Here is a 25,262-nt window from a genome sequence, read left to right as displayed (position 1 = left end):
GGAGAAGCCCCGCAATGTCCGAGCACGTCACAGCCGTTCCCGCAGCGTCCGGCCAGGGTGGGTCCGCCGCTCCGCCCGAGGACCTCATGCTGGTCATCACCCGCGAATTCCAGGCCCCCATCGCCCGGGTGTGGTCCGCCCTGACGGATCCGGACCAGGCAGCGGCCTGGTGGGGTCCGCGCGGGTTCCACGTTCCCCGCCCGAGCATCGACGCGGACCTGGAGATCGGCGGCCTCTACCGGGCCTGCATGATCCAGGACAGCACCGGGGAAGAACACTGGTGGAGCGGCGTCCACACGGACATCGAACCGCCCAATCTCTTCATCTTCACCCATGCCTGGGACAAGCCGGACGGCACCCGCGGCTTTGAGACCGAGGTGACCTTCCAGCTGGAGGAGATCGACGGCGGCACCCGGATGACGTTCTTCCAGGGCCCCTTCGACTCGATCGAGAACCGCGACGGCCAGGGCGTCGGCTGGCGCGAGTCCTTCGACCGGCTCGCCGACCACCTCCGCCGCGACCCCTGACCGACCAAGGCAACACCAGACAACGCGGGGTCACATAACGCCCATACCAAGGGGATGTATGGGCGCTAAGTGACCCCGCGTTGCTGTTGAATTGCGGCCGGACGCTGGCTGTGTGCCGGGTGAACCTACCGGAGTTCGGCCTGCAGGTTCCGCCGCGCCGAGTCCAGCCACAGCTCCCGGGCCCGTTGGGTGTGGAATAGCGGATCCAGCCGCAGGAGCTGGCGGACGACATCGGCGCGGCCGACGTCGAAGTCGTCGTCGCCGATGTGCGCAAAGTCCTGCCGGACGGCGGCCAGGTACCGGGCGTAGGCTGCCGGCGCCCCGCCGAGCACGGAGAGGTCGGCGTCGCTGAGCAGGGCGGCGGCCCCGTCGCCGGTTTCCGGCTGGTGGTCCGCCGTCATCCGCACCAGCCGGGCCACCTCGTCCACCTCGGCCGCGGGAAGCCCGGCGCGGGCCAGCCGGTCCTCGGCGAGCCGGGCCGACTCCTCCTCATCCTGGCCCGCGATGCCGCGGTAGACAGCGTCGTGGAACCAGGCGGCGAGCAGCACGGTGCGGGGCGGGCCGGCGGGCCCGGTGAGGAGGTCCAGGGCCTCCAGGACCGCCAGCAGATGCGTGCGGCCGTGGTACTTCCGGTGCTCCTCGCCCCAGCGGTCCAGCAGGTCCAGGAAGAGCGCGTCGTGGCCGGGCAGGACGGTGTTCCAGCGTGTCAACAGGGGGAGTTTGAGCGAGCCGCTGCGCTGCCGGGCCGGGATCCGCAGGCCGCTGGCGATCAGTTTGCGGACCAGGACCCGTCCCTCGACCGGCACGGCCCCGGAGGCCACGAGGGCGCTGTAGCGGGCTTCGGCGACGTCGTAGTGGTCGCCGTCGAACGCCCTGGCCGGGATGCCGGCCGCCGCCGCGAAGGCGTGCAGTTCCTCCAGCGAGGTGTCCGAGACCAGGTGCGAGAAGTGTGTCCCGTGCGCCGGCCAGAGCGGAGGGTCCAGGTAAATGGGCATGGGGAAGTCTAATCCGGCCGCGGATCAGCCCTGGCTGGCGTCAGCAGCGGCAGTGTCGGACTGCTGCTCCGCCTGGGTCCGCGCACGGAGCGGCTTGGAGCGCACGCCTTCGCCCTTTTCATTCAGCTGGGTCTCATGCTCGGCTTCGGCGATCTCCGCAGGCGTGATCTCGCCTCCTGAGTTCCAGGCCTTGATCGCGGCCCAGGCCACCGCCACGAGGGGGACGGCAAGGATGGCGCCGATGATGCCGGCAAGGATGGTGCCGGCTGTGAGGGCCAGCAGGATGACGAGGGCGTGGACGTTGAGCGCCTGGCCCATCACCACGGGCTGCAGGAAGTTGCCCTCCAGCTGGTTGACGACGATCACGACGATGATGACGACCAGGGCCGCGAGCGGGCCGTTGGCGACCAGCGCGACGAGCGCCGCGAGGATGCCGGCCAGGGTGGCGCCGATCAGCGGGATGAAGGCTCCGATGAAGGTCAGCGCGGCGAGCGGCAGCGCGAGCGGCACTCCCATGATCACCAGCGCCAGGCCTATGAAGAACGCGTCCACGAAGGCGACGATGGAGGTGCCGCGCACGTAGCCGCCGAGCACGTTGAGGCTCCGCTCCCCGGAGCGGCGTGCCCTGACCAGCTTCTCGCCCTTGAAGGCCCGCAGCATGAACGCCCAGATGCTTTCGCCGTCCTTCAGGAAGAAGAACAGGATCACCGCCATGAGTACGGCTCCGGTGATGAAGTTGCCGGCCGCGCTGAGCCCGGAGATGGCGCCCGCGCCGACGGTGCTGCTGGTGGCGAAGTCGATGGCGGCGTCGCGCGCCTGCTGGATCTGCTGGTCATCGATGGGGATGGGGCCGGTGCGGATGAAGTCGTAGACGCGGTCGAAGCCCTCCGTGGCCTTGCTGGCCAGTTCGTCCGCCTGGCTCATGACGGCGAAGACGATGCCGGTGATCACAGCCCCGAACGCGAGCAGGAGCGCCACGAACGACACGGTGGTGGCGGCGGTGCTGGGCCAGCCGCGGCGGCGCAGCCAGTGGACGAAGGGTGCGATCGCGGCGGCAAGGATCAGCGCCAGCAGCGCCGGAATCACCACGAGCCGCACCTGGATCAGGGCGTACACCACGACCACGGTCAGAACCAGCAGCAGGAGGACCTGCGCGGTCCTCGTGCTGGCGCGGCCCAGGCTGTCGTTCCAGGGGGTTGTCTTGTCCGGGCTGCCCATGCTGCTTTGTCTCCCACTATCGGATGGTCATGATACTTACCAACCGTCTCACAGCCGGAGGTCCCAGCCCGCGGGGACTGGCCCGTTCATCAGGAAGTGGCGGGACCGATGTTCTGGTTGCCGCGGAAGGTGTTCCCCGGGTCGAACTCGCGTTTCACCCCGCCCGGCCGGGCGTAGTTCTCGTCCCCGGAGGCGGCCCGGACCCGTTCCTGGCCCTCGTCGCCGATGAAGTTCAGCCGCACGCCCCCGGTCGAGGAGGGTGCGATGTCCTCAGGGACAACCGTCCACTTCTGCGGTCGGATTCCGATCTGCGGCGAGGTAGCCCCCTCCAGACCGCAAATGCGGACTAGAGTGTACCTATGCCCAATATTCGAGTGTCCAAAGCGGCCCGGCTGCTGGGTGTCAGCGATGACACCATCCGGCGCTGGACGGAGAACGGCAGCCTGACCCCGCTCAAGGACGACGCCGGCCGGCTCGCCGTCGACGGGCTGGAACTCGCGCGGCTCGCCCGGGAGCAGGCCCAGCTTCCGGCTGATCCGGCCAAAGCGGGCAGCTCGGCCCGCAACCGCTTCACCGGCCTCGTCACGGCGATCACCGCCGACACCGTCATGGCCCAGGTGGAACTGCAGTGCGGGCCGTTCCGGGTGGTGTCCCTGATGAGCAGCGAGGCCGTGCGGGAGCTTGGCCTGGAGCTTGGCTCGGTTGCGACCGCCGTCGTCAAGGCCACCACGGTGATCATCGAAACGCCCAAAGGCAAGGGGGCCGTTTGAGGCCCGCACCCTGGTCCGCCGCCGCGCTGGCGGCAGGAGTTGCTGCCGCCGCCCTGGCGGGCTGCGCCGCACCGGCTGGGGATGCCGGCAGGACCGTCACCGTCTTCGCAGCGGCTTCCCTCAGGGCCCCCTTCACGGCGCTCGCCGAGCAGTTCGAGGCCGCGAACCCCGGAACCACCGTGACCCTCAGCTTCGCCGGGTCCTCCGACCTCGCCACCCAGATCAGCCAGGGCGCCCCGGCGGATGTCTTGGCCGCAGCCGACGCCAACACCATGGCCAGGCTGAGCGGCGCGGGACTGGTGGAGGGCCCGTCCCGGGACTTCGCGAGCAATGTGCTGACCATCGCCGTGCCCCCGGGGAACCCCACGTCCATCGCCTCCTTTGCCGATCTCGCCCGGCCCGGCGTCAGGACGGTCATCTGCGCGGCGCAGGTCCCCTGCGGCGCGGCCGCGAAGGCGGTCGAGCAGGACACCGGCGTCACGCTGAAGCCGGTCAGCGAGGAATCGTCCGTGACCGATGTCCTGGGAAAAGTCACCTCGGGGGAGGCCGATGCGGGGCTGGTCTATGTCACGGATGTTAGGACCGCCCGGGACAAAGTGCAGGAAGTCCCCTTCCCCGAGTCGGCGCAGGCCGTGAACACCTATCCGATCGCGGCGGTGCGGACCGGCCAGCACAAGGAACTCGCGGCCACTTTCATCGAGGCCGTGATGGGTCCCGACGGCCAGCGGCTCCTCCGCGGCGCCGGCTTCGGAACCCCCTAGGTGCGCATGCGGAGGGACAGCACCTACAACGGGATTCCGCGCTGGGTCGTGGCCGTGGCCGCCGTCGGGGCGCTGTTGGTGCTGCTGCCGCTTGCGGCCATGCTGGGTCGGGTCAACTGGCCGCAGTTCATCCCGCTCATCACCTCGGAATCCTCGCTCACCGCCCTGGGGCTCAGCCTCCGCACGGCCGCCGCGAGCACGGTGCTGTGTGTGCTGTTCGGGGTGCCGCTGGCGCTGGTGCTGGCCCGCGGTGACTTCCCCGGCCAGCGGCTGCTGCGGTCCTTCGTCCTGCTGCCGCTCGTGCTGCCCCCTGTGGTGGGCGGCATCGCGCTGCTGTATGCCTTCGGCCGCCAGGGCCTCGTGGGGCAGAGCCTCGAAATCGCCGGCATCCAGATCGCGTTCACGACGACGGCGGTGGTGCTCGCCCAGACCTTCGTGGCCCTGCCGTTCCTGGTGGTCAGCCTCGAAGGCGCCCTCCGGTCGGCCGGCAGCCGGTACGAGGCCGTCGCTGCGACCCTCGGTGCGCGCCCCACCACCGTGCTGCGCCGGGTCACCCTGCCGCTGGTCCTGCCCGGGCTCGCATCCGGGGCCGTGCTCTCCTTCGCCCGGAGCCTGGGCGAATTCGGCGCCACGCTCACCTTCGCCGGCAGCCTGCAGGGCGTCACCCGCACGCTGCCGCTGGAGATCTACCTGCAGCGGGAGACCGACGCCGACGCCGCCGTCGCGCTGTCCCTGCTGCTGGTCGTCGTGGCGGTCGTCGTCGTCGGGCTCTCCTACCGGGGGCCCGCGCCCGCCGGTTCCGGCGGCGGGACGGCCCGCCCCGGCACCCGAGGGCGGGTGGCGGCGTGACGTTCACGCTCGACGCCGCCCTCGCCGCCCGCCGTTTTGAGGTGTCGCTGAGCCTGGCGCCGGGCGAGACGGTGGCCGTGCTCGGCCCGAACGGGGCCGGGAAATCCACGCTGCTCTCCGTGGTCGCCGGGCTGCTCCGTCCGGACACCGGCCGGGCCGCAGTGAACGGCCGGGTGCTGTTCGAGCTCGGTCCCGGTGTGCACACCTGGACCGCGCCGCACCGCCGCGGAACCGCCCTGCTGGCCCAGGACCCGCTGCTGTTTCCGCACCTGAGCGCCCTCGAAAACGTCGCCTTCGGGCCGCGGAGCGCGGGGGTTGCGAAGCGCGACGCCCGGGAGACCGCCCGGCACTGGCTGGCCGAGGTCGACGCCGCCGACCTCGCCGACCGCCGGCCCGGGGAGCTGTCCGGCGGGCAGGCGCAGCGTGTGGCGGCGGCCCGTGCCCTGGCCGTGAACCCCGAGATACTCCTGCTGGACGAGCCCCTCTCCGCCCTGGACATCCACGCGGCTCCGCTGCTGCGTCGGCTGCTCAAGCGGGTGCTCGCCGGGCGGCGCGCCATCATCGTCACCCATGACGTCCTGGACGCCTACATGCTGGCGGATCGGGTGATCGTGATGGAGGAGGGCCGGATCACCGAGGACGGGCCCACCCGCGAGGTCCTCCGGCGGCCGCGCAGCCGCTTCGCCGCAGGGCTGGCCGGGCTGAACCTGGTGGCGGGGACCGTGACTCCCGCCGGGATCCGGTCGTCCGAGGGCCTGGAGTTCGCGGGCCAGCACGACGCCCCGCTGGTTCCCGGGCAGGCCGGCGTGGCGGCGTTCCCGCCGTCGGCCGTGTCGGTGTTCCTGGACGAGGCGCACGGCAGCCCGCGGAACTCGTTCCGCGTCACGGTCACGGACCTGGAGCCGCACGGGGACCAGATCCGGGTCCGCGCCGGCGAGCTGACCGCGGACGTGACCCCTGCCGCGTCCGCGGACCTCGGGCTGGCGCCGGGCCTTGAGGTCTATTTCGTGGTCAAGGCGGCGGTGGTGTCGATCTATCCGGCCTGACGGCGGCCGGCGGCGCCGGGCTCCCCGCGGTCCTTGCGGACGGGGTGCTGGCTGACGATAGACACCCGGTTGAAGGCGTTCATGGCGATCACCAGCCAGCTGATGGCGGAGAACTGCCCGTCCGTGAGGTGCTTCCGGGCGGCGGCGCCCTCGTGCTCGCGGGCCCGGGCGTCCGAGATGTTGGTGATGGCCTCGGCCAGGGTCAGTGCTGCACGTTCCGTCTCGGTGAAGAGGTCCGTGTCCCGCCAGGCCGGCAGGACGGCCAGGCGCTGGGCGGATTCGCCGTTTTTCACGGCGTCGCCCACGTGCAGGTCCAGGCAGTAGGCACAGCCGTTGATCTGCGAGATGCGGACATTCAGCAGCTCGATCAGCGTCCGGTCCAGGCCGGCCTCGTCCGCGGCCTCCTTGGCTTTCAGGCCCAGTCCGTTGAGGGCCCGCCAGGCGGCCGGGTGCTCCTTGTCCAGAAAGATGGACCGGGTGGGGTGGTGCTGCGCTGCCGCTTTCTCATCCATGGTCAAAAGACTACCCACGGAAAACTTCAAAAAATGGTGCGTGACAGATCTGTCATATGTATGACAAGATGCAAGAACCACAAAATGTCATGGAAGCGGCTTCCTGGGCAGCTCCACGGAACTGGTCCGCCGACGTCGTACCAGCGCCCATCAATCGACGGCCGGCTCCTTGGGGGAGTCGACCGTCGAATGGGTTTAACGGGGTCTGGTCCGCAGTGCACTCCCTCGGGGCATGTCCACTCCTGCGCCCGAGGAGTGGGCATATCGGGACTATGTCCGGCCGCCCGCCCGCGCGGAGGGCATGTCCATTCCCAGACCTGGCCCCCACCCCGCGCAGGGGGCATGTCCATTCCTGCGCTCCAGCCCTTGGGGACATGTCCATTCCTGGGCCCCGGGAGTGGGCATATCGGGGATATGTCCAGCCCCTCGTGCGCACGGGGGGCATGTCCCCCGGGGTGGGTGGGTGTGTCCCGGGGGACTCCGGCCCTAGACAGCAGTTTCGCCGTCGGCAAACATGGAGCCAAAGGGACCCCCTGCAAAGTTGAGCGGAGTAGACTCAACTTTAATATCAGCATGTTCCCGGAAGGAGCTCTCTTTGGACGCCAAATTCACCACCAAGAGCCAGGAGGCTCTTGCGGCAGCCGCCATGAATGCCTCGACGGCGGGCAACCCCCAGCTCGAGCCCGCCCATCTGCTGAAGGCGCTGATGGACCAGCGCGAGGGTGTGGCCGTGGCGCTCCTGCGCGCCACAGGCACGGACCCGGATGCCGTCAGCGTCCAGGCCAGCACCGCGATCAAGGCCTTGCCGTCCACCTCCGGCAGTTCGGTGCAGCAGCCGCAGCTGTCCCGCACCGCCCTGCAGGCCATCAAGAACGCCCAGAACGAGGCCGAGCGGCTCGGGGACACGTTCGTGTCCACCGAGCACCTGCTGCTGGGGCTCGCGTCCGGAAGTGACGCCGTCGGCAAGCTGATGCGCGATGCCGGCGCCTCCCACGAGGCCCTGCTCGCCGCCCTCCCGGGTGTCCGCGGCGACCGCAAAGTGGACACCGCCGACCCCGAAAACACCTTCCAGGCCCTGGAGAAGTACGGCACCGACCTCACCGCGATTGCCCGCTCCGGCAAGCTGGACCCGGTGATCGGCCGCGACGCCGAGATCCGCCGGATCATCCAGGTGCTGAGCCGCCGGACCAAAAACAACCCCGTCATCATCGGCGAACCCGGCGTGGGCAAGACCGCCGTCGTCGAAGGCCTCGCCCAGCGGATCGTCGCCGGCGACGTGCCTGAAAGCCTGCGCGGCAAAACCCTTATCGCCCTGGATCTCGCGTCCATGGTGGCCGGCGCCAAGTACCGCGGCGAATTCGAGGAACGGCTCAAGGCCGTCCTGGAGGAAATCAAGGGCTCCGAGGGCCAGATCGTCACCTTCATCGACGAGATCCACACCGTGGTGGGGGCCGGCGCGTCCGGGGACAGCTCCATGGACGCCGGGAACATGCTCAAGCCCATGCTGGCCCGCGGCGAGCTGCGGCTGATCGGTGCCACCACGCTGGACGAGTACCGCGAAAACATCGAGAAGGACCCCGCGCTGGAACGCCGTTTCCAGCAGGTCTACGTCGGGGAGCCGAGCGTGGAGGACACCATCGGCATCCTGCGCGGACTCAAGGAACGCTATGAGGCGCACCACAAGGTTGCCATCGCCGACTCCGCCCTTGTCGCCGCCGCCACCCTCTCCAACCGCTACATCTCCGGCCGCCAGCTCCCGGACAAGGCAATCGACCTCGTCGACGAGGCCGCGTCCCGGCTGCGGATGGAAATCGACTCCGCCCCGGAGGAGATCGACCAGCTGCGCCGCCAGGTGGACCGCCTGACCATGGAGGAACTGGCCCTGGCCAACGAGACCGACCCCGCATCGGTGGAGCGGCTGGCCGCACTCAGGGCCGACATGGCCGATAAGAAAGAGGAACTCGCCGGGCTCAACGCCCGCTGGGAAGCCGAGAAGGCGGGCCTGAACCACGTCGGCGACCTGAAGGCCCGGATCGACGAACTGCGCTCCGCCGCGGAAAAGTACCAGCGCGAAGGTGATCTGGAGGCCGCGTCCCGCATCCTCTACGGCGAGCTCCCCGCCCTGGAGCGGGAATTGAACGCCGCCGCCGAAGAAGAGTCGGCGCGGATCGCCGGCGGCGGTGCGAAGCAGGAGCTCATGGTGGCCGACGAGGTCACCGCCGACGACATCGCCGAGGTCATTTCCGCCTGGACCGGCATCCCCGCCGGCCGCATGCTGCAGGGCGAGAGCCAGAAGCTGCTGGAGATGGAGCACGTGCTCGGCGAGCGGCTCATCGGCCAGACCAAAGCCGTCACCGCGGTCTCGGACGCCGTTCGCCGGGCCCGGGCCGGCATCAGCGACCCCAACCGGCCCACCGGCTCCTTCCTGTTCCTCGGCCCCACGGGCGTCGGCAAGACCGAACTGGCGAAGGCCCTGGCGGACTTCCTGTTCGATGATGAACGCGCCATGGTGCGGATCGACATGTCCGAATATTCGGAGAAGCACTCCGTCGCCCGGCTCGTCGGGGCGCCCCCCGGCTATGTGGGCTATGAGGAAGGCGGCCAGCTCACCGAGGCCGTCCGCCGCCGCCCGTACTCCGTGCTGCTGCTGGACGAGGTGGAGAAGGCCCACCCCGAGGTGTTCGACATCCTCCTGCAGGTGCTCGACGACGGCCGGCTCACCGACGGCCAGGGCCGCACCGTGGACTTCCGCAACGTGATCCTGGTGCTCACGTCCAACCTCGGCAGCCAGTTCCTGGTGGATCCGGCCCTGGACGCCAACGCCAAACGCCAGGCCGTCATGGCCACCGTGCACGCCTCCTTCAAGCCCGAGTTCCTGAACCGGCTCGATGAAGTGGTGCTGTTCGACCCGTTGAGCGTCGAGGAGCTGTCCCGGATCGTGGAGCTGCAGGTCAAGGAACTGGGCGAACGCCTCAAGGGCCGCCGGCTCAATCTGGAAGTCACCGAGGGGGCCCGCGCCTGGCTTGCGGTGACCGGCTTCGACCCGGCCTACGGGGCGCGGCCGCTGCGCCGCCTGGTGCAGCGCGAAATCGGCGACCGGCTGGCCAAGGCCATCCTGGCCGGCGACATCACCGACGGCGACACCGTGCTGGTGGACACCGCGCCGGACCTCACGGAGCTGACCGTGGGCGGCGTCGACGCCTCGGACCGGCCCGACGGCGGCGCCTCCACCGGCAGCGGGCTCTCCGTCCGCCGCAAGGACTAACGCGGCCTTAAACAAAGGCCTGCCAGCCGGAGCGTCTCCGGCTGGCAGGCCTCTTTATGCACAACCCCCTGGAGGACCGGCGGGACCCCTTTTAGGGGACCAGCGATTCCATGATGACGTTCCCGGCATCCGCGGTCACGTAGCAGTCCACGCGGCGGTCGCCGTTGTCCCAGCTCGAGGAGCTCGGGTAGGCGAGCCTGTAAGTGAGCGCATAGCCGGTCTGCTTCTCCGTCAGGGGCGCGGCCTTGCAGACGTCCAGGGCCTTTTGCTTGAGCGGATCGCGGCCCGGATAGGAGTCCGGGTCGGCGTAGCGCTCGATCGCGATCAGTTGGGCCGAGTGCCCCGTGCCGCAGTCCACAATGGTCGACTGCGGCGCCTCCGGATCGAAATCCTTGAAACAGTCGCCGAGCTGGAAGTCCAGCGGGCCGACACCCTCCAGAGGCAGCGGTCCCCGGCTCGCGGGGGCGGCCGACGTCGCGGCGGCCGTCAGGGCAGCGTCCGCAACGGGCTGCTTGCTGCCGCCGCCCAGCGAGCTTAGCCCCCAGATGAGCAGACCCATGACGACGACGGCGGCGGCTGCGGCGGCGCCGATCCGCGCGGAACTCTGGCGTCGTACCCAGCCGCCCAACTGTGACGCTTTGTCCGAGGCCACCTTTCCGGCCCCTGCCAGAGCGGCGGCCGCCGCGGCAGCGGTCCCTGCAGCGCGCGCTTTCCCTGCGGGACTTGCAGCACCTGCGGCACCTGCAGCACCTGCAGCACCTGCGGTCCACGGGGCGCGCCCGGCGGGGCGGGTTCGCTGCAGCCCGGCGTCGGGCCCGTTGACCGGCGGTGCGGAGGGGCGGGCGGGCAGCGGCGTGGGCGGAGCGGCCGGCGGGGCAGTTGGCTGACTTGACGGCCGGGTGGCTGGCGGAATCCCTGGCGGGGACGCTGGCGGCACAACGGGCGTTGCGGACGTGGGCGGCGCCGACGGTTTCGGGGGCACGGCAGACGGTGCAGCAGGCACGGACCGCGCGCCGGGTCCACCGGCCGGGGGAACCCCAGGCATGCCGGCGTTGCCGGGCCTTTCGTTCTCTTCGGTCACTGAGAATTCACCACTTCCGTGCATCTGGGCCGCGGCAGGACGCCCGGCGGGGGGACCCGTTTCCGGAAGTCCACTACGGAACTCTATCGAAGATGCCGGGCGGCCTGCATGCCGCCGGGGAGCCGTCCGGAGCGGCGGTCCGCCCGACACCGCCGGGAGCGGCCTTCCCGGGGAGCAGTTACCGCTGAAAGCATGTAATCTAGGTGTACGACAAATTGACCAAACATTCCGGGGCCTCACCAACGCCAATGGTGACCACCTCCGGTCCGAGTACAAAAGGGGGTCACGCCATGGGGCGCGGCCGTCAAAAGGCAAAAGCTACCAAGCAGGCTCGGGACATCAAGTACTACTCCCCGAACACTGACTACACTGCTCTTCAGCGTGAGCTCAAGAGCTCTGAGGTCCGTGCGCCGAGTCGTTTCTCGAGTGAGCCTGTCGAGCCGGATTATTCGGCCTATGTGGACAAGTACGCGGACGATGTGGAAGAGGACGACGACGAGGTAGACTCCCGTCGGATAGGTTAGTCGACACTTCTTTCCGGCATGCACCTCCGCCAGCGGATTGCCGACCACATGATTTCAGGCCCGCCGGCCATTCCCAGCAATGGGAGTGGCCGGCGGGTTTTCTGCTACCCGAAAGGACCGCCATGACCATGCGCACGGGCTTCACCGAGGGGGAAATCTGCTGGACGGACCTCCAGACCAGCGACGTCGCGGCGGCCAAGGCGTTCTATGCCGCGGTCTTCGGCTGGCGCTTCGAGGACCTGCCCACCCCGGACGGACGGAGCTACGCCCAGGCATTCCTGGACGAGGACCTGGTCACCGTGATCGCACCCCAGAACCCACAGCAGCAGGCCGCCGGAGCCCCCGGCCAGTGGAACGTCTACTTCGCGTCCTCCGACGCCCGGGAGCTCGCCGGCGGTCTGGTCCACGCCGGCGGCACCCTGGAGTTTGGCCCCGAGGAGGTGGGCGGCACCGGTGTGATGGTCTTCTTCGCCCCGCCCGGCGGCGGCACCACCGGCGCCTGGCAGGCCGGCAGCCACTTCGGCACCGTCCGCGGCGGAGAGCCCGGCGCCCTGGCCTGGGCCGAACTGCTGACGCCCGAGCCGCAGTCCGCCGTCGGATTCTTCCAGCATGTGTTCGGCCAGGACGTGACCGAGTACCCGCAGGACGACGGCGGCAAGTACAGCACGCTGGTGGTCAACGGCGCGGAGGTCGCCGGCATCGCCGCGGTTCCGGCGGATGCCGAGGGCACGCTGAAGCCGGGGTGGCAGGTGTACTTCGGGGTGTCCAGCGTCGCGGGGGCAGTCGCGGCGGCCGAGGCTGCCGGCGGAAGCGTCCTGATCGCACCGGACGAGGCCGAGGAAGCCGGCACCATCGCCACCCTCGAGGACCCGCAGGGCGGCGTGTTCAGCATCCTGGAGGTCTGAGCCGCGTTAAACAGATCGAGCGCTCCATAACTGCCGTTTTGGAGGTGCCAAACGGCCGTTTCGGAGCACTCGATGAGGGGTCAGGCGTAGGCGTTGACCAGCCGGACGGCGCCGCCGTCGACGCCCTTGGCGCCCTGGACGTAGTCCGGTCCGGTCTTGACGATGGAGTCCGAGTTTTCCTCCACGGTGCCCATGACCCAGGCCGGCAACCCGCGCTCGTTGAGCCGGTTCACGGCGGCGTCGGCGGCCTCGGGGGAGACGATCGCCACCATGCCCACGCCCAGGTTCAGGGTGCGCTCCAGGTCGGCCAGCGGGACGTTGCCCAGCTCGGCGACGAGCCGGAAGATGGCCGGAAGCTGCCAGGTGGCGCGGTCCACGGTGGCCAGCAGGCCCTGCGGCAGGACGCGGGCCAGGTTGGCGGCGAGGCCGCCGCCGGTCACGTGGCTGAAGCCGTGCACGGCCTGGCCGGCTGCGGAGCCGTTCACTGGGAAGGTGCGGGCCAGGTCCAGGCAGTCGGCGGCGTAGACGCGGGTCGGTTCCAGGAGTTCCTCGCCGAGGGTGCGGCTGAATTCGGAGACGTGGCGGTCGAGGGCCCAGCCGGCGTGGTTGATGACGCGGCGGACCAGGGAGTAGCCGTTGGAGTGCAGCCCGGAGGAGGCCATGCCGATCACGACGTCGCCGGCGCGGACACGGTCCGGGCCCAGCAAATCGGCGGCTTCGACAACACCGGTGGCGGCACCGGCGACGTCGTATTCGTGCTCGCCCAGCAGGCCCGGGTGCTCGGCGGTTTCGCCGCCCACCAGGGCGGTGCCGGCCACGGAGCAGGCGGCCGCGATGCCGCGGACGATGTCCGCGATGCGTTCCGGGACCACCTTGCCGCAGGCGATGTAGTCGGTCATGTACAGCGGCTCGGCGCCCACCACGACGATGTCATCGACCACCATGCCGACGAGGTCGAAGCCGATGGTGTCATGGATGTCCATGGCCTGGGCGATGGCGACCTTGGTGCCGACGCCGTCGGTGGAGGTGGCCAGCAGCGGGCGCTTGTAGGTGAGCAGCCTCGAGACGTCGTACAGGCCGGCGAAGCCGCCGACGCCGCCGACCACCGAGGAGTTGTGGGTCGCCTTGATGGCGCCCTTCATCAGTTCGACGGCGCGGTCGCCTGCTTCGACGTCGACGCCGGCGGAGGCGTAGGTGATGCCGACGGTGTTCTGGGCGGCGTTCATGTCAGCGGCCGGGGAGGCGGAAGTCATACGGGCTCTTTCTTGTCGGCAGCAATGGGTCGATCAACGCGATCGTCATCGGTGAGCAGTTCTTCGAATTCAGCGTCCGGACCCGGATCGCAGCCGGTGGCACCGGATTTCTCGGCCGGATCCTCGGTGGCGCTGATACCGGCGGCCGCTTCGGCGGCGGTTTCCGACGCTGCGGCGCCGAGGGCGGCATCTCCGGCGGCGGCGGGGAGCCCGCCAAGGTCGGTGCGTTCGAGCAGGTTCTTGCCCAGCTTGTCGGCGCCCGGGAGTTCAATCGGGTACTGGCCGGTGAAGCAGGCGGTGCACAGGCGTTCGCGCGGCTGCTGTGTGGCGCCGATCATGCCGTCTTCGGAGATGTAGGCCAGGGAGTCGGCGCCGATGGCCTGGGTGATCTCATCGACTGTGGCGCCGTTGGCAATCAGTTCCGCCCGGGAGGCGAAGTCGATGCCGTAGAAGCACGGCCACTTTACTGGCGGGGACGAAATTTTGATGTGGACGCTGGCGGCGCCGGCCTCGCGGAGCATCCGGACGATGGCGCGCTGTGTGTTGCCGCGGACGATCGAGTCATCCACGACCACCACGCGCTTGCCGCGAATCACGGATTCCAGCGCGTTGAGCTTGAGCCGGATGCCCAGCTGGCGCAGCGTCTGCGAGGGCTGGATGAAGGTGCGGCCGACATAGGAGTTCTTCACGAAGCCGTGGGCGAACGGGATGCCCGATTCCTCGGCGTAGCCCACGGCGGCGGGCGTGCCGGACTCCGGCACCGGAATGACGATGTCCGCTTCCTGGGTGTTCTCGCGGGCCAGCTGGCGGCCCATTTCCACGCGGGACTCGTACACCGAGCGGCCCGCGATGGAGGCGTCCGGGCGGGCGAGGTAGACGTATTCGAAGACGCAGCCTGCCGGCGTCGCCTCGGCGAAGCGCTGGGAGCGGACGCCGTCCTCGTCGATCGCGATGAACTCCCCGGGCTCGATTTCGCGGATGAAGCTGGCGCCGACGGTGGCGAGGGCGGACTGCTCGGAGGCGACCACCCAGCCGCGCTCCAGCCGGCCCAGGCAGAGCGGGCGGACGCCGTACGTATCGCGGGCCGCGTAGAGGGTGCCTTCGTCCATGAAGACAAAGCAGAAGCCGCCCTTGATCTTGGGCAGCAGCTCCATGGCGGTCTGTTCGAGCGACTTGCCCTCTTCACCCTCCAGCAGGGCGGTGACGAGGGCGGTGTCCGAGGTGTTGCCCTGCTTCATTTCACCGGTGAGGTGGCCGCCGTTGCGGTCCACGATCATGGCCTTGAGCTCGGCGGTGTTGGTCAGGTTGCCGTTGTGGGCCAGGGCCACGGTACCGGTCGCGGTCGCGCCCAGGGTGGGCTGCGCATTGGCCCAGTGGCTGGCACCGGTGGTGGAATAACGGCAGTGGCCGACGGCCAGATGCCCGGTCAGGGTGTTGAGCGTGGTCTCGTCAAAGACCTGGGAGACGAGTCCCATGTCCTTGTAGACGTTGATCCGCGTGCCGTCGCTGGTGGCTATACCAGCCGACTCCTGACCGCGGTGCTGCAGTGCATACAGCCCGTAATAGGTGAGTTTTGCAACCTCTTCGCCGGGAGCCCAGACCCCGAAGACGCCACATGCGTCCTGGGGGCCTTTCTCGCCAGAGAGAAGGTCATGAGAAAGTTTTCCATCGCCGCGTGCCACTGGTCGATTATCTCACGTTGTGCGCTAGGACTTTCCCGGCGGCCGGTTTATGACCTGAGGCCCGTTCAGGCCCCCGGCTCGTCCCCGGTTTCGGGCGCGGAATCCGGAACGGATTCGACGACGGCGCGCTGGGCGCTGCGGACGCTCAGGCGGTCCAGGATGAGCGCCGCGACGCCGCCAAGGATGACGCCGCCCGCGCCGCACAGAATCATAAAGAAACCGAAGACGGCCCCGGCGTCGTAGGCTTCATCGCCCGGGAGCCCGTAGGCGAGGAAGGCGGCCACGGCGAAGCCCAGGAGCCCGCCCAGGACCAGGAACGGCACGTACTTCGGCGCCCGGCGCACGGTGACTTCGCGCCGTTCGGGGACGTGCTGTTCGCCTGCGGTGCCGGGGTTTTCGGGGGTAGACATGCCGTTAAGCCTACTGCCCCGCCAGCCATTGCTCCGGCCGGGGCGGCGGGGGCACACTAGGGGTGGGGGAGGGTGCGGTCCGGGCGTAAGGAGTCGCACCATGTCAGTCACAGCAGACAGCATCGGTGACCAGCAGCGCATCATCTGGGACCAATTCGCGGCCGGCTGGCAGAAATGGGACGCCGAACTGCTCGGCTGGCACGGCCCGTTCGGCGACGCCCTGATTGAGGAGGCGCGGCTGCAACCGGGTGCCTCGATGCTGGACGTTGCGTCAGGGACGGGCGAGCCCGGGCTCACCGCAGCGGCCCTGGTGCCGGACGGCCACGTGGTCCTGACCGACATTTCAGCCGGAATGCTCAAGGTGGCCGAGCTCAAAGCGTCGGCCAAAGGCCTTCAAAACGTGCGCTTCGAGGTCTGCGATGCCGCCGCCCTGCCGCTGGAAGACGAATCCTTCGACGCCGTGTTTTGCCGTTTCGGATTCCTGTTCTTCCCCGCGATCTCGCCCGCGCTCCGGGAGATGGTCCGGACGGCCAGGCCCGGGGCGCGGATCACGGCCGCCGTGTGGGGCCGGGCCGCGGAAAACCCGTGGGCCAGCCTGATCCTGGGCACACTGGCCCACCACACGGAACTCCCGCCGCCGCCCCCGGGGACACCGGGGTTGTTCCGGTATTCCGCGGCGGGACTGATGTCCCGGATGTTCCGCGAGGCCGGCCTGGTCGACGTCAGCGAACGGAAGGTCAGCACGGACCTGGTGCACGAATCCCCGGAACGCTACTGGGAGTTCATGACCGACATTGCGACCACCGTGGCGATGGGACTGGCCAGGTCGGACGCGGGGTCCCGGGAGCTGATCCGCTCCGAGGTCTTCCAGCTGCTGGGCCGCTACGAGCACAACGGCGCCATCCGGCTCCGTTCCGCGGCCACCATCGTGGCGGGGACGCGGGCCTAGCTGGTTTTCGCGGCAATTCCGGACGGGCGCGGCGCGGATCGGGGGTGCGCGTGGTCCGGCAGCGCCGCGCAACCGCGGGGTGCCTAGACGCCGAGCTCTTCCTTCAGCGCGGCGACGTGGCCCTGCGCCTTGACCTGGTACTGCGCCAGCGTCACCCTGCCCTCGGGGTCGAGCACCACGGTGGAGCGGACGATCCCCTCAGTGACCTCGCCGTTGAGCAGCTTCTCGCCCCAGGCGCCGTAGGCGAGGGCCACGGCGTGGTCCTCGTCGGCGAGCAGCGGGAAGGTCAGGGCGAAGTCGCCGGTGAAGTGCGCCAGCGCCTCCGGCCCGTCGGGGGAGATGCCCAGCACTTCATAGCCTGAACCCTGCAGGGATGCCAGGTTGTCGCGGAAATCGCAGGCCTCGGTGGTGCAGCCCGGGGTGGCGGCCTTCGGGTAGAAGTACACGATGACGTTCTTGCCGCGGTAGTCGGCCAGTGCGACCTTCTGCCCCGCGGCGTCCGGAAGCGTAAAATCCGGGGCGGGGGTTCCGGGCTGGAGTTTGATGGTCAGTTGGGGGCTCATGGGGTTCCTTCGGGGTCTGTAAAGGGTTCTTCCGCGGAGTTCTGCGGAGAAAGCGGTCTGCCGATGCACAACCACGGGTTCAGATGCTGTATTCCGCCGGTCCGCGCACCTTGGTGTGGGGTCCGGGCAGGTCTGACTCCGCGACCCACGGGACCTGCCCCTTTGCCGGGCCGTCAGCTTGCACCGCGGCGCAGCAGCCTGCCGCGCGGTGTGCGGCCGTCGATCTCCTGTCCGCGGACGAAGGTTTTGCGTACGACGCCGGAGAGTGCCTTGCCGTCGTACGGGGTGATGGGGTTCTTGTGCTTGAGCTTGGAGACGTCCACCACGAAGGCCTCGTCGGGCGCGAAGATGGAGAAATCGGCGTCGAAGCCCGGGGCCAGCTGCCCCTTGGTTGTCAACCTTGCCAGCTCGGCGGGCCTCCGGGCCATCCAGGACACCACCTGCTCCAGGGCAATGCCGCGGTGCCGGGCCTCCGTCCAGATCAGCGACAGGCCCAGCTGCAGCGAAGAGACCCCGCCCCAGGCCACGGCGAAGTCACCGTTTTCCAGGTCCTTGAGGTCCAGGGTGCTGGGCGAGTGGTCGGAGACGATGCAGTCGATGGTGCCGTCCTGCAGGCCCTGCCAGAGCAGTTCCCGGTTCGAGGCCTCGCGGATCGGCGGGCAGCACTTGTACGCGGTGGCCCCGTCGGGGATTTCCTCGGCCATCAGGGTGAGATAGTGCGGGCAGGTCTCGACGGTAAGCCGGACGCCGTCGCGCTTGGCGCTAGCGATCATGGGGAGGGCGTCCGAGGAGGACAGGTGCAGGATGTGGGCGCGGGCACCGGTCCAGCGGGCGCGCTCAATCACCTCGGCGATGGCCTTGTTCTCCGCGCCGCGCGGCCGGGACGCAAGGAATTTGGCGTACTCGTGCCCGGCGGCGTGCGGCGCACGGTCGATCGCGCGGGGGTCCTCGGCGTGGACGATCATCAGCGCGTCGAAGCACTGGAGTGCGGCCAGGTCCTCTTCCAGCTCCTCGGCGTCCAGGTGGGGGAACTCCTCGACGCCGGAGTGCAGCAGAAAACACTTGAAGCCGAAGACGCCCTCGTCATGCAGCGGGCCGAGGTCCGCTTTGTTACCGGGAACGGCTCCGCCCCAGAACCCGACGTCCACGAAAGCCTGGCCCTCGGCGACCTCGCGCTTGAGGCTGAGGGATTCCACCGTTGTGGTGGGCGGGATGCTGTTGAGCGGCATGTCGATAATGGTCGTGACGCCGCCGGCCGCCGCGGCCCGGGTGGCCGAGGCAAAGCCCTCCCACTCGGTGCGGCCCGGTTCGTTGACGTGGACGTGGGTGTCCACGAGCCCGGGAAGCAGGGTTTCGCCGTCCGCGAGTTCGATGACCTCGGCGCCGGAGAGCCCGCTGCCGAGCGGTTCAACGGCAACGAATTTCCCGCCGCGCACCCCCATTTCGCGCGGCGCGAACCCGTCCGGTGTGAGGACGCGCCGGCCGCGGATGACGAGGTCGAAGGTCTCTTCAGGCATTCAGGCGCTCCTTGCTTCCTGCCGCGGTCCCGCTGGCGGGCCGAGGCTCCGTCCGGTCCAAGAGCGCCGCCGCCGCCTCCGCTATAGATGTGTCTACCCTGCTTTCGGTCTGCGTCAAAGCACGCACCGCGCGGAAGCCTGATGTCACACGGTCGCTGCCCCCGGTGCGCAGCCTGCTCCGTCGAAGCCGGTGCGGGGCGGTCAGGAGGACATGCGCTGGCGGGTAACCCAGTCGAAGGCGGTCTCGGCGGGTGCCTTGTATTCGAGCGCGATGTAGCCCGCGTAGCCGAGCTGGCGGCTGCGCGCGATCCATTCGCCAAGGGGCAGCTCGCCGGTTCCGGGAGCCCCGCGGCCCGGGTTGTCGGCGATTTGGATGTGGCCGAACCCGGGGGCGTGATTCTCGATGACGGCGGCCACGTCGTCGCCGTTGACGGAGAGGTGATAGAAGTCGGCGAGGAGCTTGATGTTCTCCGCCCCCGTTTCCGCCGACACGCGGGAGATGGTCCGGAGCGCGTCCTTGGCCGTGCGCAGCGGGTAGCGCGGGGCGCCGCTGACCGGTTCAAGCAGGACGGTCCCGCCGATGCTGGCGACACCGGCGGCCGCGGCCGCGAGGTTGGCGACCGCGAGGTGGTCCTGGGACTCCGCGGTGTGCCCGTCCTGCCGGTTGCCGTAGAGGGCATTGAAAAACTTGCACCCGAGCCGGCCGCCGATGCCGGCCACGACGTCGATGTTGTCCTTGAACTCTGAGCTGCGGCCCGCCCAGGACACCAGGCCCCGGTCCCCGTCGGGCATGTTGCCGGCGTTGAAGTTGAGGGCGGCGAGCTGGACGCCCGCGTCGGTGATCGCGCACTCAAAGCGGGTGAGCTCGGCGTCGCCCGGCACGGACGACGCGAAGGGCCACCAGAACTCGACGGCGTCGAAGCCGGCGGCCCTGGCCGCGGCGGGCCGCTCGAGCAGGGGCAGTTCTGTCAGCAGGATGGAGCAGTTCACGGAATACGTCATGGTGGATTCTTTCCGGTGTGGGCGGCCGGGGTTACCCCTTCGAGGGGTCCTTCCGGGCCGCCAGGCCCACCAGCGCCCCGACGGCAATGCCGATCAGCAGGCCGGTGAACGGCTTGTCGACGGTGGCCACGCCGATGGCGAAGCCGAGGGCGGCGCCCACGAGCATTCCTATCCACAAGGACTCGTACTTCACTCCCTCAGGCTAGCAAGACCCGCCAAGCCCCCCGAGGGAACTCCGCTTTGCTCAGGTCAGGCGGATCTGGCGGTTGACGTCCTTGTAGAGCAGGTAGCGGAACGGGCCGGGCCCGCCGGCGTAGCAGGCCTGGGGGCAGAAGGCGCGGAGCCACATGAAGTCCCCGGCCTCGACCTCCACCCAGTCGTCGTTGAGCCGGTAGACAGCTTTGCCCTCCAGGACAAAGAGCCCGTGTTCCATTACGTGGGTTTCGGCGAACGGGATGGTGCCGCCGGGCTGGAACGTGACGATGTTGACGTGCATGTCGTGGGCCAGATCGTCCGGATCCACGAACCGGGTGGTCGCCCAGGCGCCGTTGGTGTCCGGCATGGGCAGCGGCTCGACGTCCTGGTCCCGGGTCACGAAGGACTTCGCCGTGTACCCCTCCACGGGCTCATACGCCTTGCGGATCCACTGGAAACTGGCGGCGTCCCCTGCGGCGTCGTTGGAAACCTTCCAGTCCGAGCCCGCGGCGAGGTAGGCGTAGCCGCCGGGCTCCAGGTGGTAAATCTCGTCGTCGAGTGTCAGCGTCAGCTCGCCCTTGGTGAGGAAGATGACGCCTTCGACGCCGGCCTCCGCCTCGGGCTTCTGGCTGCCGCCGCCCGGGGCGACCTCCACGATCAGCTGCGAGAAGGTGGTGGCGAAGCCGGCGATGGGCCGGGCGATGATCCAGGCCCGGGTCTTGGTCCAGCCGGGCAGGTTGCTGGTGACGATGTCGCGCAGCACCCCCTTAGGGATGACTGTGTAGGCCTCCTTGACCACGGCGCGGTCGGTGAGGAGCTGGGTTTGCGGCGGCAGGCCGCCTTCGGGAGAAAAGTAGGTGCTCACGGGTGCGCTCCTTGGTGCAAAGGTCAGTGAAAAGGTCGGTGAAAAGCTCAGTCAAAACGGGTCAGTAGTTGGAGGAGGCTGCGGCCTGCGCCAGCCGGGGGTGCGCGAGGACAGTCAGCCCGGGCAGGCCAAGGCCGGTCAGTTCGTGGACTTCGGCCGCGCCCGCGGCACCGCATTGGAGGCCGCGCAGCACAAAGGCTGCCAGGGCTCTGGCAGTTGCAGGCTCGTCCAGAACGCCGCCCGCCGTGCGCTCCACGTAGTGGCGGAGCCGTGTGGCGGCGGCCGGAAGGCCCTGCCGGTAGAACGCGTAGGTGGCGGCGAAGCGGCTTGGCAGCTGGGCGGGATGCAGGTCCCAGCCCTGGTAGTAGCCGCGTTCCAGCGAGCGGCGGACCAGCCCGCCATGGACCCGCCAGGCATGCAGTACACCGTCGCCGACGGGCAGGACGTTGCTGGAGCCGTCCGAGAGCCGGATGCCGGTGCCCGCCACGGCAAGCTGCATCACCTCTTTGGCGTAGTCCGCCGCCGGGTGTTCCATCGACTGGTATTCCGCTGCGATCTGCAGGGAGGCCGAGTAATCGTAGGTGCCGTAGTGCAGGGCGCTGATCCGCCCGGGGACGGCGTGCGGCAGCTGAGCTACCGGGGACGTGCCGTCCGGTCCCAGGATCAGCTGCGGCGTTTCGACCTGGACCTCAAACCGCAGACGGCCTGCGGGCAGTGAGTGCAGGTCCTCAAGCCGGGACACGGCGTACGCCATCGCCTGGACCTGCGCGACCGTGGTGGCCTTCGGCATCGTCAGGACCAGTCCGGCCGGGAGCTCGCCCGCGGCGGCCAAGCCGGAGACGAACAGATCCAGCGTGCGCAGCCCGCGGGCCCGGGTCGGCGCCTCAAAGCACTTGAACCGGATCCCGATGAACGGCGGGGCGCTGCCGTCCGCTACTGCGGCGGCGACGGCGGCCGCAGCGCCGATGGCGTCGGCGTCTTCGGCGGCGTCACCCCGGTCCCCGTAGCCGTCCTCAAAGTCCAGCCGGAGATCCTCGATTGGCTCGCTGCCTAGCTTCGCGGCCACCCGGGACGCGACGTCGGCGGCCAGGGCAGCGTCCTGGCCCAGCAGGGTTCCGAGCTGCTCCAGTCCGCCGTGGGCGTCGGCGGCAGCCAGCGCCTGGGCGCCCCAGTCGGCGGCGAAGCCCGGAGTGAACCGGTCGGCCGGGACGTAGACCGTGTGCACGGGCTGGCGCGTGCCGTCGTCACCCGGATAGTTCCGCGCCAGCAGCAGGTCCGTCGCCGCCAGCTGGGCATCGATCCTGCTTACATCGGCGCCCGTCAAGGACCCTGACGGCGGCAGGGCCACGGCTCAGTCCACCAGTTCGTAGGCCGGCGTGGTGAGGAAGTCCGTGTAGTCCTCGGAGAGGCAAATGTCGCCGATGAGCTTGCTGGCGGGCAGGTAGTGCTTCGCGAAGGCGTCCTCGCCCACCTCGCCGCGGAGCTTCTCGGTTTCCTCGGCCAGGATCCCGGACACCAGTTCGCGGGTCACGGTCCGGCCGGTGTCGGCCAGGACCACCTGGTTGCGGATCTGCTGCCAGACCTGCGAGCGGGAGATCTCCGCCGTCGCGGCGTCCTCCATCAGGTTGTGGATTGCGACGGCGCCACTGCCCGAGATCCACACCGCGGTGTAGGCGACGGCGACGTAGAGGTTCAGCCGCAGGCCCGCCTCGGTGACCGTGCCGCCGGCGGAGGCGATGTTCAGGAGTTGGTCCGCGGTGACCGAAACCTCCGGGCGTTGCCGGTCCAGCTGGTTCGGCCGCTCACCCAGGACGGCGTCGAAAACGTCCTGGCAGACCGGTACCAGGTCCGGGTGGGCCACCCAGGAACCGTCAAAGCCGTCGTTCGCCTCGCGGGTCTTATCCGCGCGCACCTTCTCAAAGGCCTGGGCCGTCACCTCGGGTTCCCGGCGGTTGGGAATGACGGCCGCCATGCCGCCCATCGCGAAGGCGCCGCGGTGGTGGCAGGTCTTGACCAGCAGTTCGGTGTAGGCGCGCATGAACGGCGCCGTCATCGCCACGGTGGCGCGGTCCGGCAGTACAAAGCGCGGGCCGGCGTCGCGGAAGTACTTGATGATGCTGAACAGGTAGTCCCAGCGCCCGGCGTTCAGGCCGGAGGCGTGGTCGCGGAGCTCAAAGAGGATCTCGTCCATTTCGAACGCGGCCGGGATGGTCTCGATCAGGACGGTGGCCCGGATGGTGCCTTGCGGGATGCCGAGGTAGTCCTGCGCAAAAACGAAAACTTGGTTCCAGAGGCGGGCCTCGAGGTGGCTCTCCATTTTGGGTAGGTAGTAGTAGGGTCCCTGGCCGTTCTCCAGCAGCTGCCTGGCGGTGTGGAAGAAGTGGAGCCCGAAGTCCACCAGGGCCCCCACGGTGTGTTCCCCGTCGATCAGCAGATGCTTTTCGCCCAGGTGCCAGCCGCGCGGACGGGCGACGACGACCGCCAGCGGGGCATCGGTCCGGAGCCGGTATTCCTTCCCCTCCGGGGACGTATAGGACAGGGTGCCCGCCGCGGCGTCGCGGAGGTTCAGGATCGACTCGATCACATTGGGCCAGGTAGGGGTGCTGGCGTCCTCGAGGTCAGCCAGCCAGATTTTCGCCCCTGAGTTCAGCGCATTGATCGCCATCTTGGCCGGCGCGGCCGGGCCCGTCATTTCCACCCGGCGGTCCTGCAGGGCGGCCGGGGCCGGGGCAACCGTCCAGTCGCCCGCACGGAGGTCGCGGGTCTCCGGCAGGAAATCGAGCCGGCCGGTGCGGGCCACTTCCCCGCGCTTGAGCGCCCGCTCCCTGAGCAGCTCCCCGCGGGTGGCGGCGAAGCGCTGGTGCAGTTCCTCTATGAACGCCAGGGCCTCCGGGGTGAGGATCTCCTCCGCACGGTCTATAGGGCTGGGGGCTGAAATGGTGAGAGCCATGGTGGTCCTTTCCTGGGCTGCGATCGTGCTGCGGTGTGCCTCGAAGCAGCCCGCGAATCGTGCGGGCAAAGCGGCGTGAGGCGATGATTTGGACGCTATTCCGGCGCGGTGGCCATGGCGAACACACTAGCGCCCTTGGCCATGGTTGCCACCCTTTGGATTCCTCCCGCGCTGCGCCGCGGTCCCTGCCTAGCAGAAGCCGGCGATGCCGGACCATGCGGCCTCGGCCGGTACGGCGTCTTCGCGCTGGACCGTCGCCTCGATCAGGCCGTAGGGGCGGTCGGCCGCGAAGAACACCTCGTTGGGGTTGTCGAGGTCGAACGGTGAAAGGTCCACCAGGAAGTGGTGCTTGTTCGGCATCGAGAATTTGATTTCCTCGATCTCGCCGTGTGCTTCCAGGACCTTGGTGCCCATGTCGAACAGGGTCTGCTGCAGGGCGTGGGAGTACTTCTCGGTGAAGGCCTCCAGCAGGAGCGCTTTGACGTCGCCGTAGCTCTTGTTGAAATCGAGGGAGCTGAAGTCCGTTCCGGTCTTGAACCGCCAGCGGGCGGAAACATCGGTGGCCAGGATCCGGTCGGCGGTCTCGGGCAGGGTGGTGTACTTGTCCCGCGGGAAGCCGGCGAAGCCTGACTGCGTGGACTTCAGAACGGTGAGGTCTTTGAGCCCTGCCATGAGGTGCCGGTCGGCGCCGTCGCGGACCAGCACTGCTGTCCGGACTTCCTGGCCGCTGCGCACGAAGGAATGGTCGTGGGCCGCGCCGTGGGCCTGGATGCGGTCCCAGTGATAGGATTCCGCCTCCCACCGGCCGCCGGATACCCAGTCGAAGCTTGACGTGAAGTGCTCGCCCAGCCGGAGCAGGAAGGCCTCCGGCGAACCGATGCCCTCCCGGGCGAACGCGTAGATGGTGTTCTTCTGTGTATCGGTAGCGACCACGTGGCTGTTGTCGCCTGCGAGGTGGGCCGCGGCAAAGTCGCCGCGGAGTTCCGAGGTGACGTTGAGGTCTTCGATTTCGTGGCGCTCAGTGTCGCGGGTGATCTTGACGACGCGGACTTCGGCCTTGCCGTACTGGTTCTGTCCGAGGATGATCCTGCTGTTCATGGTGCGGTTCCCAACTTCCGGTAGGTGGAATGAAATTCCTGTAAAGGAATTCCTGCGCATTACGCGTTTGTTGCTTGCCTCTCCGACGCACAAAAAAGAGCTGGCGCCAATTGGCGCCAGCTCATTACGACCCTGCCTGCTGCTCCCAGGTTACGTGGCCGGGGCCACGAATTATCCCAAGGCTAACCCGGTCAGGCGGCCGTGTACACCACAACCCGGCCGCACGGTGAAAACGTGGAAACACTAATCCCACGTCGCGTAAGCGTTCTTCCACAAAACATGGCGCAGCCCAAGATGCGCTGTTAGTCTCGCTGGTGTCAACGGC

The 25,262-nt window shown here is 69.0% G+C and carries 25 protein-coding genes; 9 read left to right on the top strand and 16 right to left on the bottom strand.

What is annotated here, in order from left to right:
- Positions 1-14: 14 nt before the first annotated feature.
- A complete protein-coding gene (locus ACZYZ3_RS07055) occupies positions 15-527 on the top strand; it encodes an SRPBCC family protein (RefSeq protein ID WP_463963113.1) in 513 nt (170 codons plus the stop codon).
- A gap of 125 nt (positions 528-652) precedes the next feature.
- Here the strand turns inward: ACZYZ3_RS07055 and ACZYZ3_RS07050 are convergent, their stop codons facing one another.
- From ACZYZ3_RS07050 to ACZYZ3_RS07040, 3 genes are all read right to left on the bottom strand, one after another.
- A complete protein-coding gene (locus ACZYZ3_RS07050) occupies positions 653-1,522 on the bottom strand; it encodes a DUF4031 domain-containing protein (RefSeq protein WP_463963112.1) in 870 nt (289 codons plus the stop codon).
- 24 nt (positions 1,523-1,546) lie between these two features.
- Positions 1,547-2,740, bottom strand: coding sequence for an AI-2E family transporter (locus tag ACZYZ3_RS07045; protein ID WP_463963111.1), 1,194 nt, complete (start codon positions 2,738-2,740; stop codon positions 1,547-1,549).
- An 89-nt stretch (positions 2,741-2,829) separates the two neighbouring features.
- On the bottom strand, positions 2,830-2,982 hold the full coding sequence (locus tag ACZYZ3_RS07040) for a BBE domain-containing protein (protein WP_463963110.1): 153 nt from the start codon (positions 2,980-2,982) through the stop codon (positions 2,830-2,832).
- 117 nt (positions 2,983-3,099) lie between these two features.
- Between ACZYZ3_RS07040 and ACZYZ3_RS07035 the strand changes: the two genes are divergently transcribed.
- From ACZYZ3_RS07035 to ACZYZ3_RS07020, 4 genes are read left to right on the top strand one after another with little or no spacing between them, the layout of a single operon-like run.
- On the top strand, positions 3,100-3,510 hold the full coding sequence (locus ACZYZ3_RS07035) for a TOBE domain-containing protein (RefSeq protein WP_463963109.1): 411 nt from the start codon (positions 3,100-3,102) through the stop codon (positions 3,508-3,510).
- Positions 3,507-4,271, top strand: a complete 765-nt coding sequence (gene modA, locus ACZYZ3_RS07030) for a molybdate ABC transporter substrate-binding protein (RefSeq protein ID WP_463963108.1) — start codon at positions 3,507-3,509, stop codon at positions 4,269-4,271. Before ACZYZ3_RS07035 ends, modA begins: the two co-directional genes overlap by 4 nt.
- Before the next feature lie 6 nt (positions 4,272-4,277).
- Complete coding sequence (locus ACZYZ3_RS07025) at positions 4,278-5,120, top strand: ABC transporter permease (protein ID WP_463963107.1); 843 nt, start codon at positions 4,278-4,280, stop codon at positions 5,118-5,120.
- Positions 5,117-6,166, top strand: a complete 1,050-nt coding sequence (locus tag ACZYZ3_RS07020) for a sulfate/molybdate ABC transporter ATP-binding protein (RefSeq protein ID WP_463963106.1) — start codon at positions 5,117-5,119, stop codon at positions 6,164-6,166. The genes ACZYZ3_RS07025 and ACZYZ3_RS07020 overlap by 4 nt, the downstream gene beginning before the upstream one ends.
- Here the strand turns inward: ACZYZ3_RS07020 and ACZYZ3_RS07015 are convergent.
- The gene (locus ACZYZ3_RS07015) at positions 6,154-6,678 is read right to left on the bottom strand and encodes a carboxymuconolactone decarboxylase family protein (protein WP_463963105.1); all 525 of its coding nucleotides are present in this window, start codon (positions 6,676-6,678) and stop codon (positions 6,154-6,156) included. The genes ACZYZ3_RS07020 and ACZYZ3_RS07015 overlap by 13 nt on opposite strands.
- Before the next feature lie 595 nt (positions 6,679-7,273).
- Between ACZYZ3_RS07015 and clpB the strand changes: the two genes are divergently transcribed.
- Positions 7,274-9,943 (top strand): ATP-dependent chaperone ClpB, encoded by a 2,670-nt coding sequence (gene clpB, locus ACZYZ3_RS07010; RefSeq protein WP_463963104.1) that lies wholly within the window; start codon positions 7,274-7,276, stop codon positions 9,941-9,943.
- 91 nt (positions 9,944-10,034) lie between these two features.
- Here the strand turns inward: clpB and ACZYZ3_RS07005 are convergent, their stop codons facing one another.
- Positions 10,035-10,595, bottom strand: coding sequence for a septum formation family protein (locus ACZYZ3_RS07005; RefSeq protein WP_463963103.1), 561 nt, complete (start codon positions 10,593-10,595; stop codon positions 10,035-10,037).
- Positions 10,596-11,314: 719 nt separating this feature from the next.
- Between ACZYZ3_RS07005 and ACZYZ3_RS07000 the strand changes: the two genes are divergently transcribed.
- A complete protein-coding gene (locus ACZYZ3_RS07000; RefSeq protein WP_282381218.1) occupies positions 11,315-11,548 on the top strand; it encodes a DUF3073 domain-containing protein in 234 nt (77 codons plus the stop codon).
- A gap of 122 nt (positions 11,549-11,670) precedes the next feature.
- Positions 11,671-12,453, top strand: coding sequence for a VOC family protein (locus ACZYZ3_RS06995; RefSeq protein WP_463963102.1), 783 nt, complete (start codon positions 11,671-11,673; stop codon positions 12,451-12,453).
- An 80-nt stretch (positions 12,454-12,533) separates the two neighbouring features.
- On the opposite strand, the gene purM is transcribed toward ACZYZ3_RS06995, so the two are convergent.
- The 3 genes from purM to ACZYZ3_RS06980 form a co-directional block, all read right to left on the bottom strand.
- Complete coding sequence (gene purM, locus ACZYZ3_RS06990) at positions 12,534-13,706, bottom strand: phosphoribosylformylglycinamidine cyclo-ligase (RefSeq protein ID WP_463963101.1); 1,173 nt, start codon at positions 13,704-13,706, stop codon at positions 12,534-12,536.
- Entirely contained in the window at positions 13,703-15,388 is a 1,686-nt protein-coding gene (purF, locus tag ACZYZ3_RS06985; RefSeq protein ID WP_463963100.1) for an amidophosphoribosyltransferase, read from the bottom strand. The genes purM and purF overlap by 4 nt, the downstream gene beginning before the upstream one ends.
- Before the next feature lie 65 nt (positions 15,389-15,453).
- Positions 15,454-15,798 (bottom strand): hypothetical protein, encoded by a 345-nt coding sequence (locus ACZYZ3_RS06980; RefSeq protein WP_463963099.1) that lies wholly within the window; start codon positions 15,796-15,798, stop codon positions 15,454-15,456.
- Between the two features lie 100 nt (positions 15,799-15,898).
- Here ACZYZ3_RS06980 and ACZYZ3_RS06975 point away from each other — a divergent pair, with 100 nt between their 5' ends.
- Positions 15,899-16,747 carry a class I SAM-dependent methyltransferase gene (locus ACZYZ3_RS06975; protein ID WP_463963098.1) on the top strand — a complete coding sequence of 283 codons (849 nt, stop codon included), beginning with the start codon at positions 15,899-15,901 and terminating at the stop codon, positions 16,745-16,747.
- Between the two features lie 83 nt (positions 16,748-16,830).
- Here the strand turns inward: ACZYZ3_RS06975 and bcp are convergent, their stop codons facing one another.
- From bcp to pucL, 8 genes are all read right to left on the bottom strand, one after another.
- Complete coding sequence (gene bcp / locus ACZYZ3_RS06970; protein ID WP_463963097.1) at positions 16,831-17,310, bottom strand: thioredoxin-dependent thiol peroxidase; 480 nt, start codon at positions 17,308-17,310, stop codon at positions 16,831-16,833.
- A 173-nt stretch (positions 17,311-17,483) separates the two neighbouring features.
- Positions 17,484-18,827 carry an allantoinase AllB gene (gene allB, locus ACZYZ3_RS06965; RefSeq protein WP_463963096.1) on the bottom strand — a complete coding sequence of 448 codons (1,344 nt, stop codon included), beginning with the start codon at positions 18,825-18,827 and terminating at the stop codon, positions 17,484-17,486.
- 201 nt (positions 18,828-19,028) lie between these two features.
- Positions 19,029-19,829 carry a hydroxypyruvate isomerase family protein gene (locus ACZYZ3_RS06960; RefSeq protein ID WP_463963095.1) on the bottom strand — a complete coding sequence of 267 codons (801 nt, stop codon included), beginning with the start codon at positions 19,827-19,829 and terminating at the stop codon, positions 19,029-19,031.
- Positions 19,830-19,860: 31 nt separating this feature from the next.
- Complete coding sequence (locus ACZYZ3_RS06955; RefSeq protein ID WP_463963094.1) at positions 19,861-20,022, bottom strand: hypothetical protein; 162 nt, start codon at positions 20,020-20,022, stop codon at positions 19,861-19,863.
- A 51-nt stretch (positions 20,023-20,073) separates the two neighbouring features.
- Positions 20,074-20,889 carry a bifunctional allantoicase/(S)-ureidoglycine aminohydrolase gene (locus ACZYZ3_RS06950; protein WP_463963093.1) on the bottom strand — a complete coding sequence of 272 codons (816 nt, stop codon included), beginning with the start codon at positions 20,887-20,889 and terminating at the stop codon, positions 20,074-20,076.
- A gap of 61 nt (positions 20,890-20,950) precedes the next feature.
- Positions 20,951-22,237, bottom strand: a complete 1,287-nt coding sequence (locus ACZYZ3_RS06945) for a DUF6986 family protein (protein ID WP_463963092.1) — start codon at positions 22,235-22,237, stop codon at positions 20,951-20,953.
- 3 nt (positions 22,238-22,240) lie between these two features.
- Positions 22,241-23,839: a malate synthase A gene (aceB, locus tag ACZYZ3_RS06940; RefSeq protein ID WP_463963091.1), complete on the bottom strand. Its 1,599-nt coding sequence runs from the start codon at positions 23,837-23,839 to the stop codon at positions 22,241-22,243.
- Positions 23,840-24,028: 189 nt separating this feature from the next.
- Positions 24,029-24,937: a factor-independent urate hydroxylase gene (gene pucL, locus ACZYZ3_RS06935; protein WP_463963090.1), complete on the bottom strand. Its 909-nt coding sequence runs from the start codon at positions 24,935-24,937 to the stop codon at positions 24,029-24,031.
- Positions 24,938-25,262 lie beyond the last annotated feature (325 nt).

This window comes from Pseudarthrobacter linnaei (assembly GCF_055412825.1).
The sequence above is the reverse complement of the archived record's forward strand: the minus strand, read 5'-3'. Positions and strand labels throughout refer to the sequence as shown.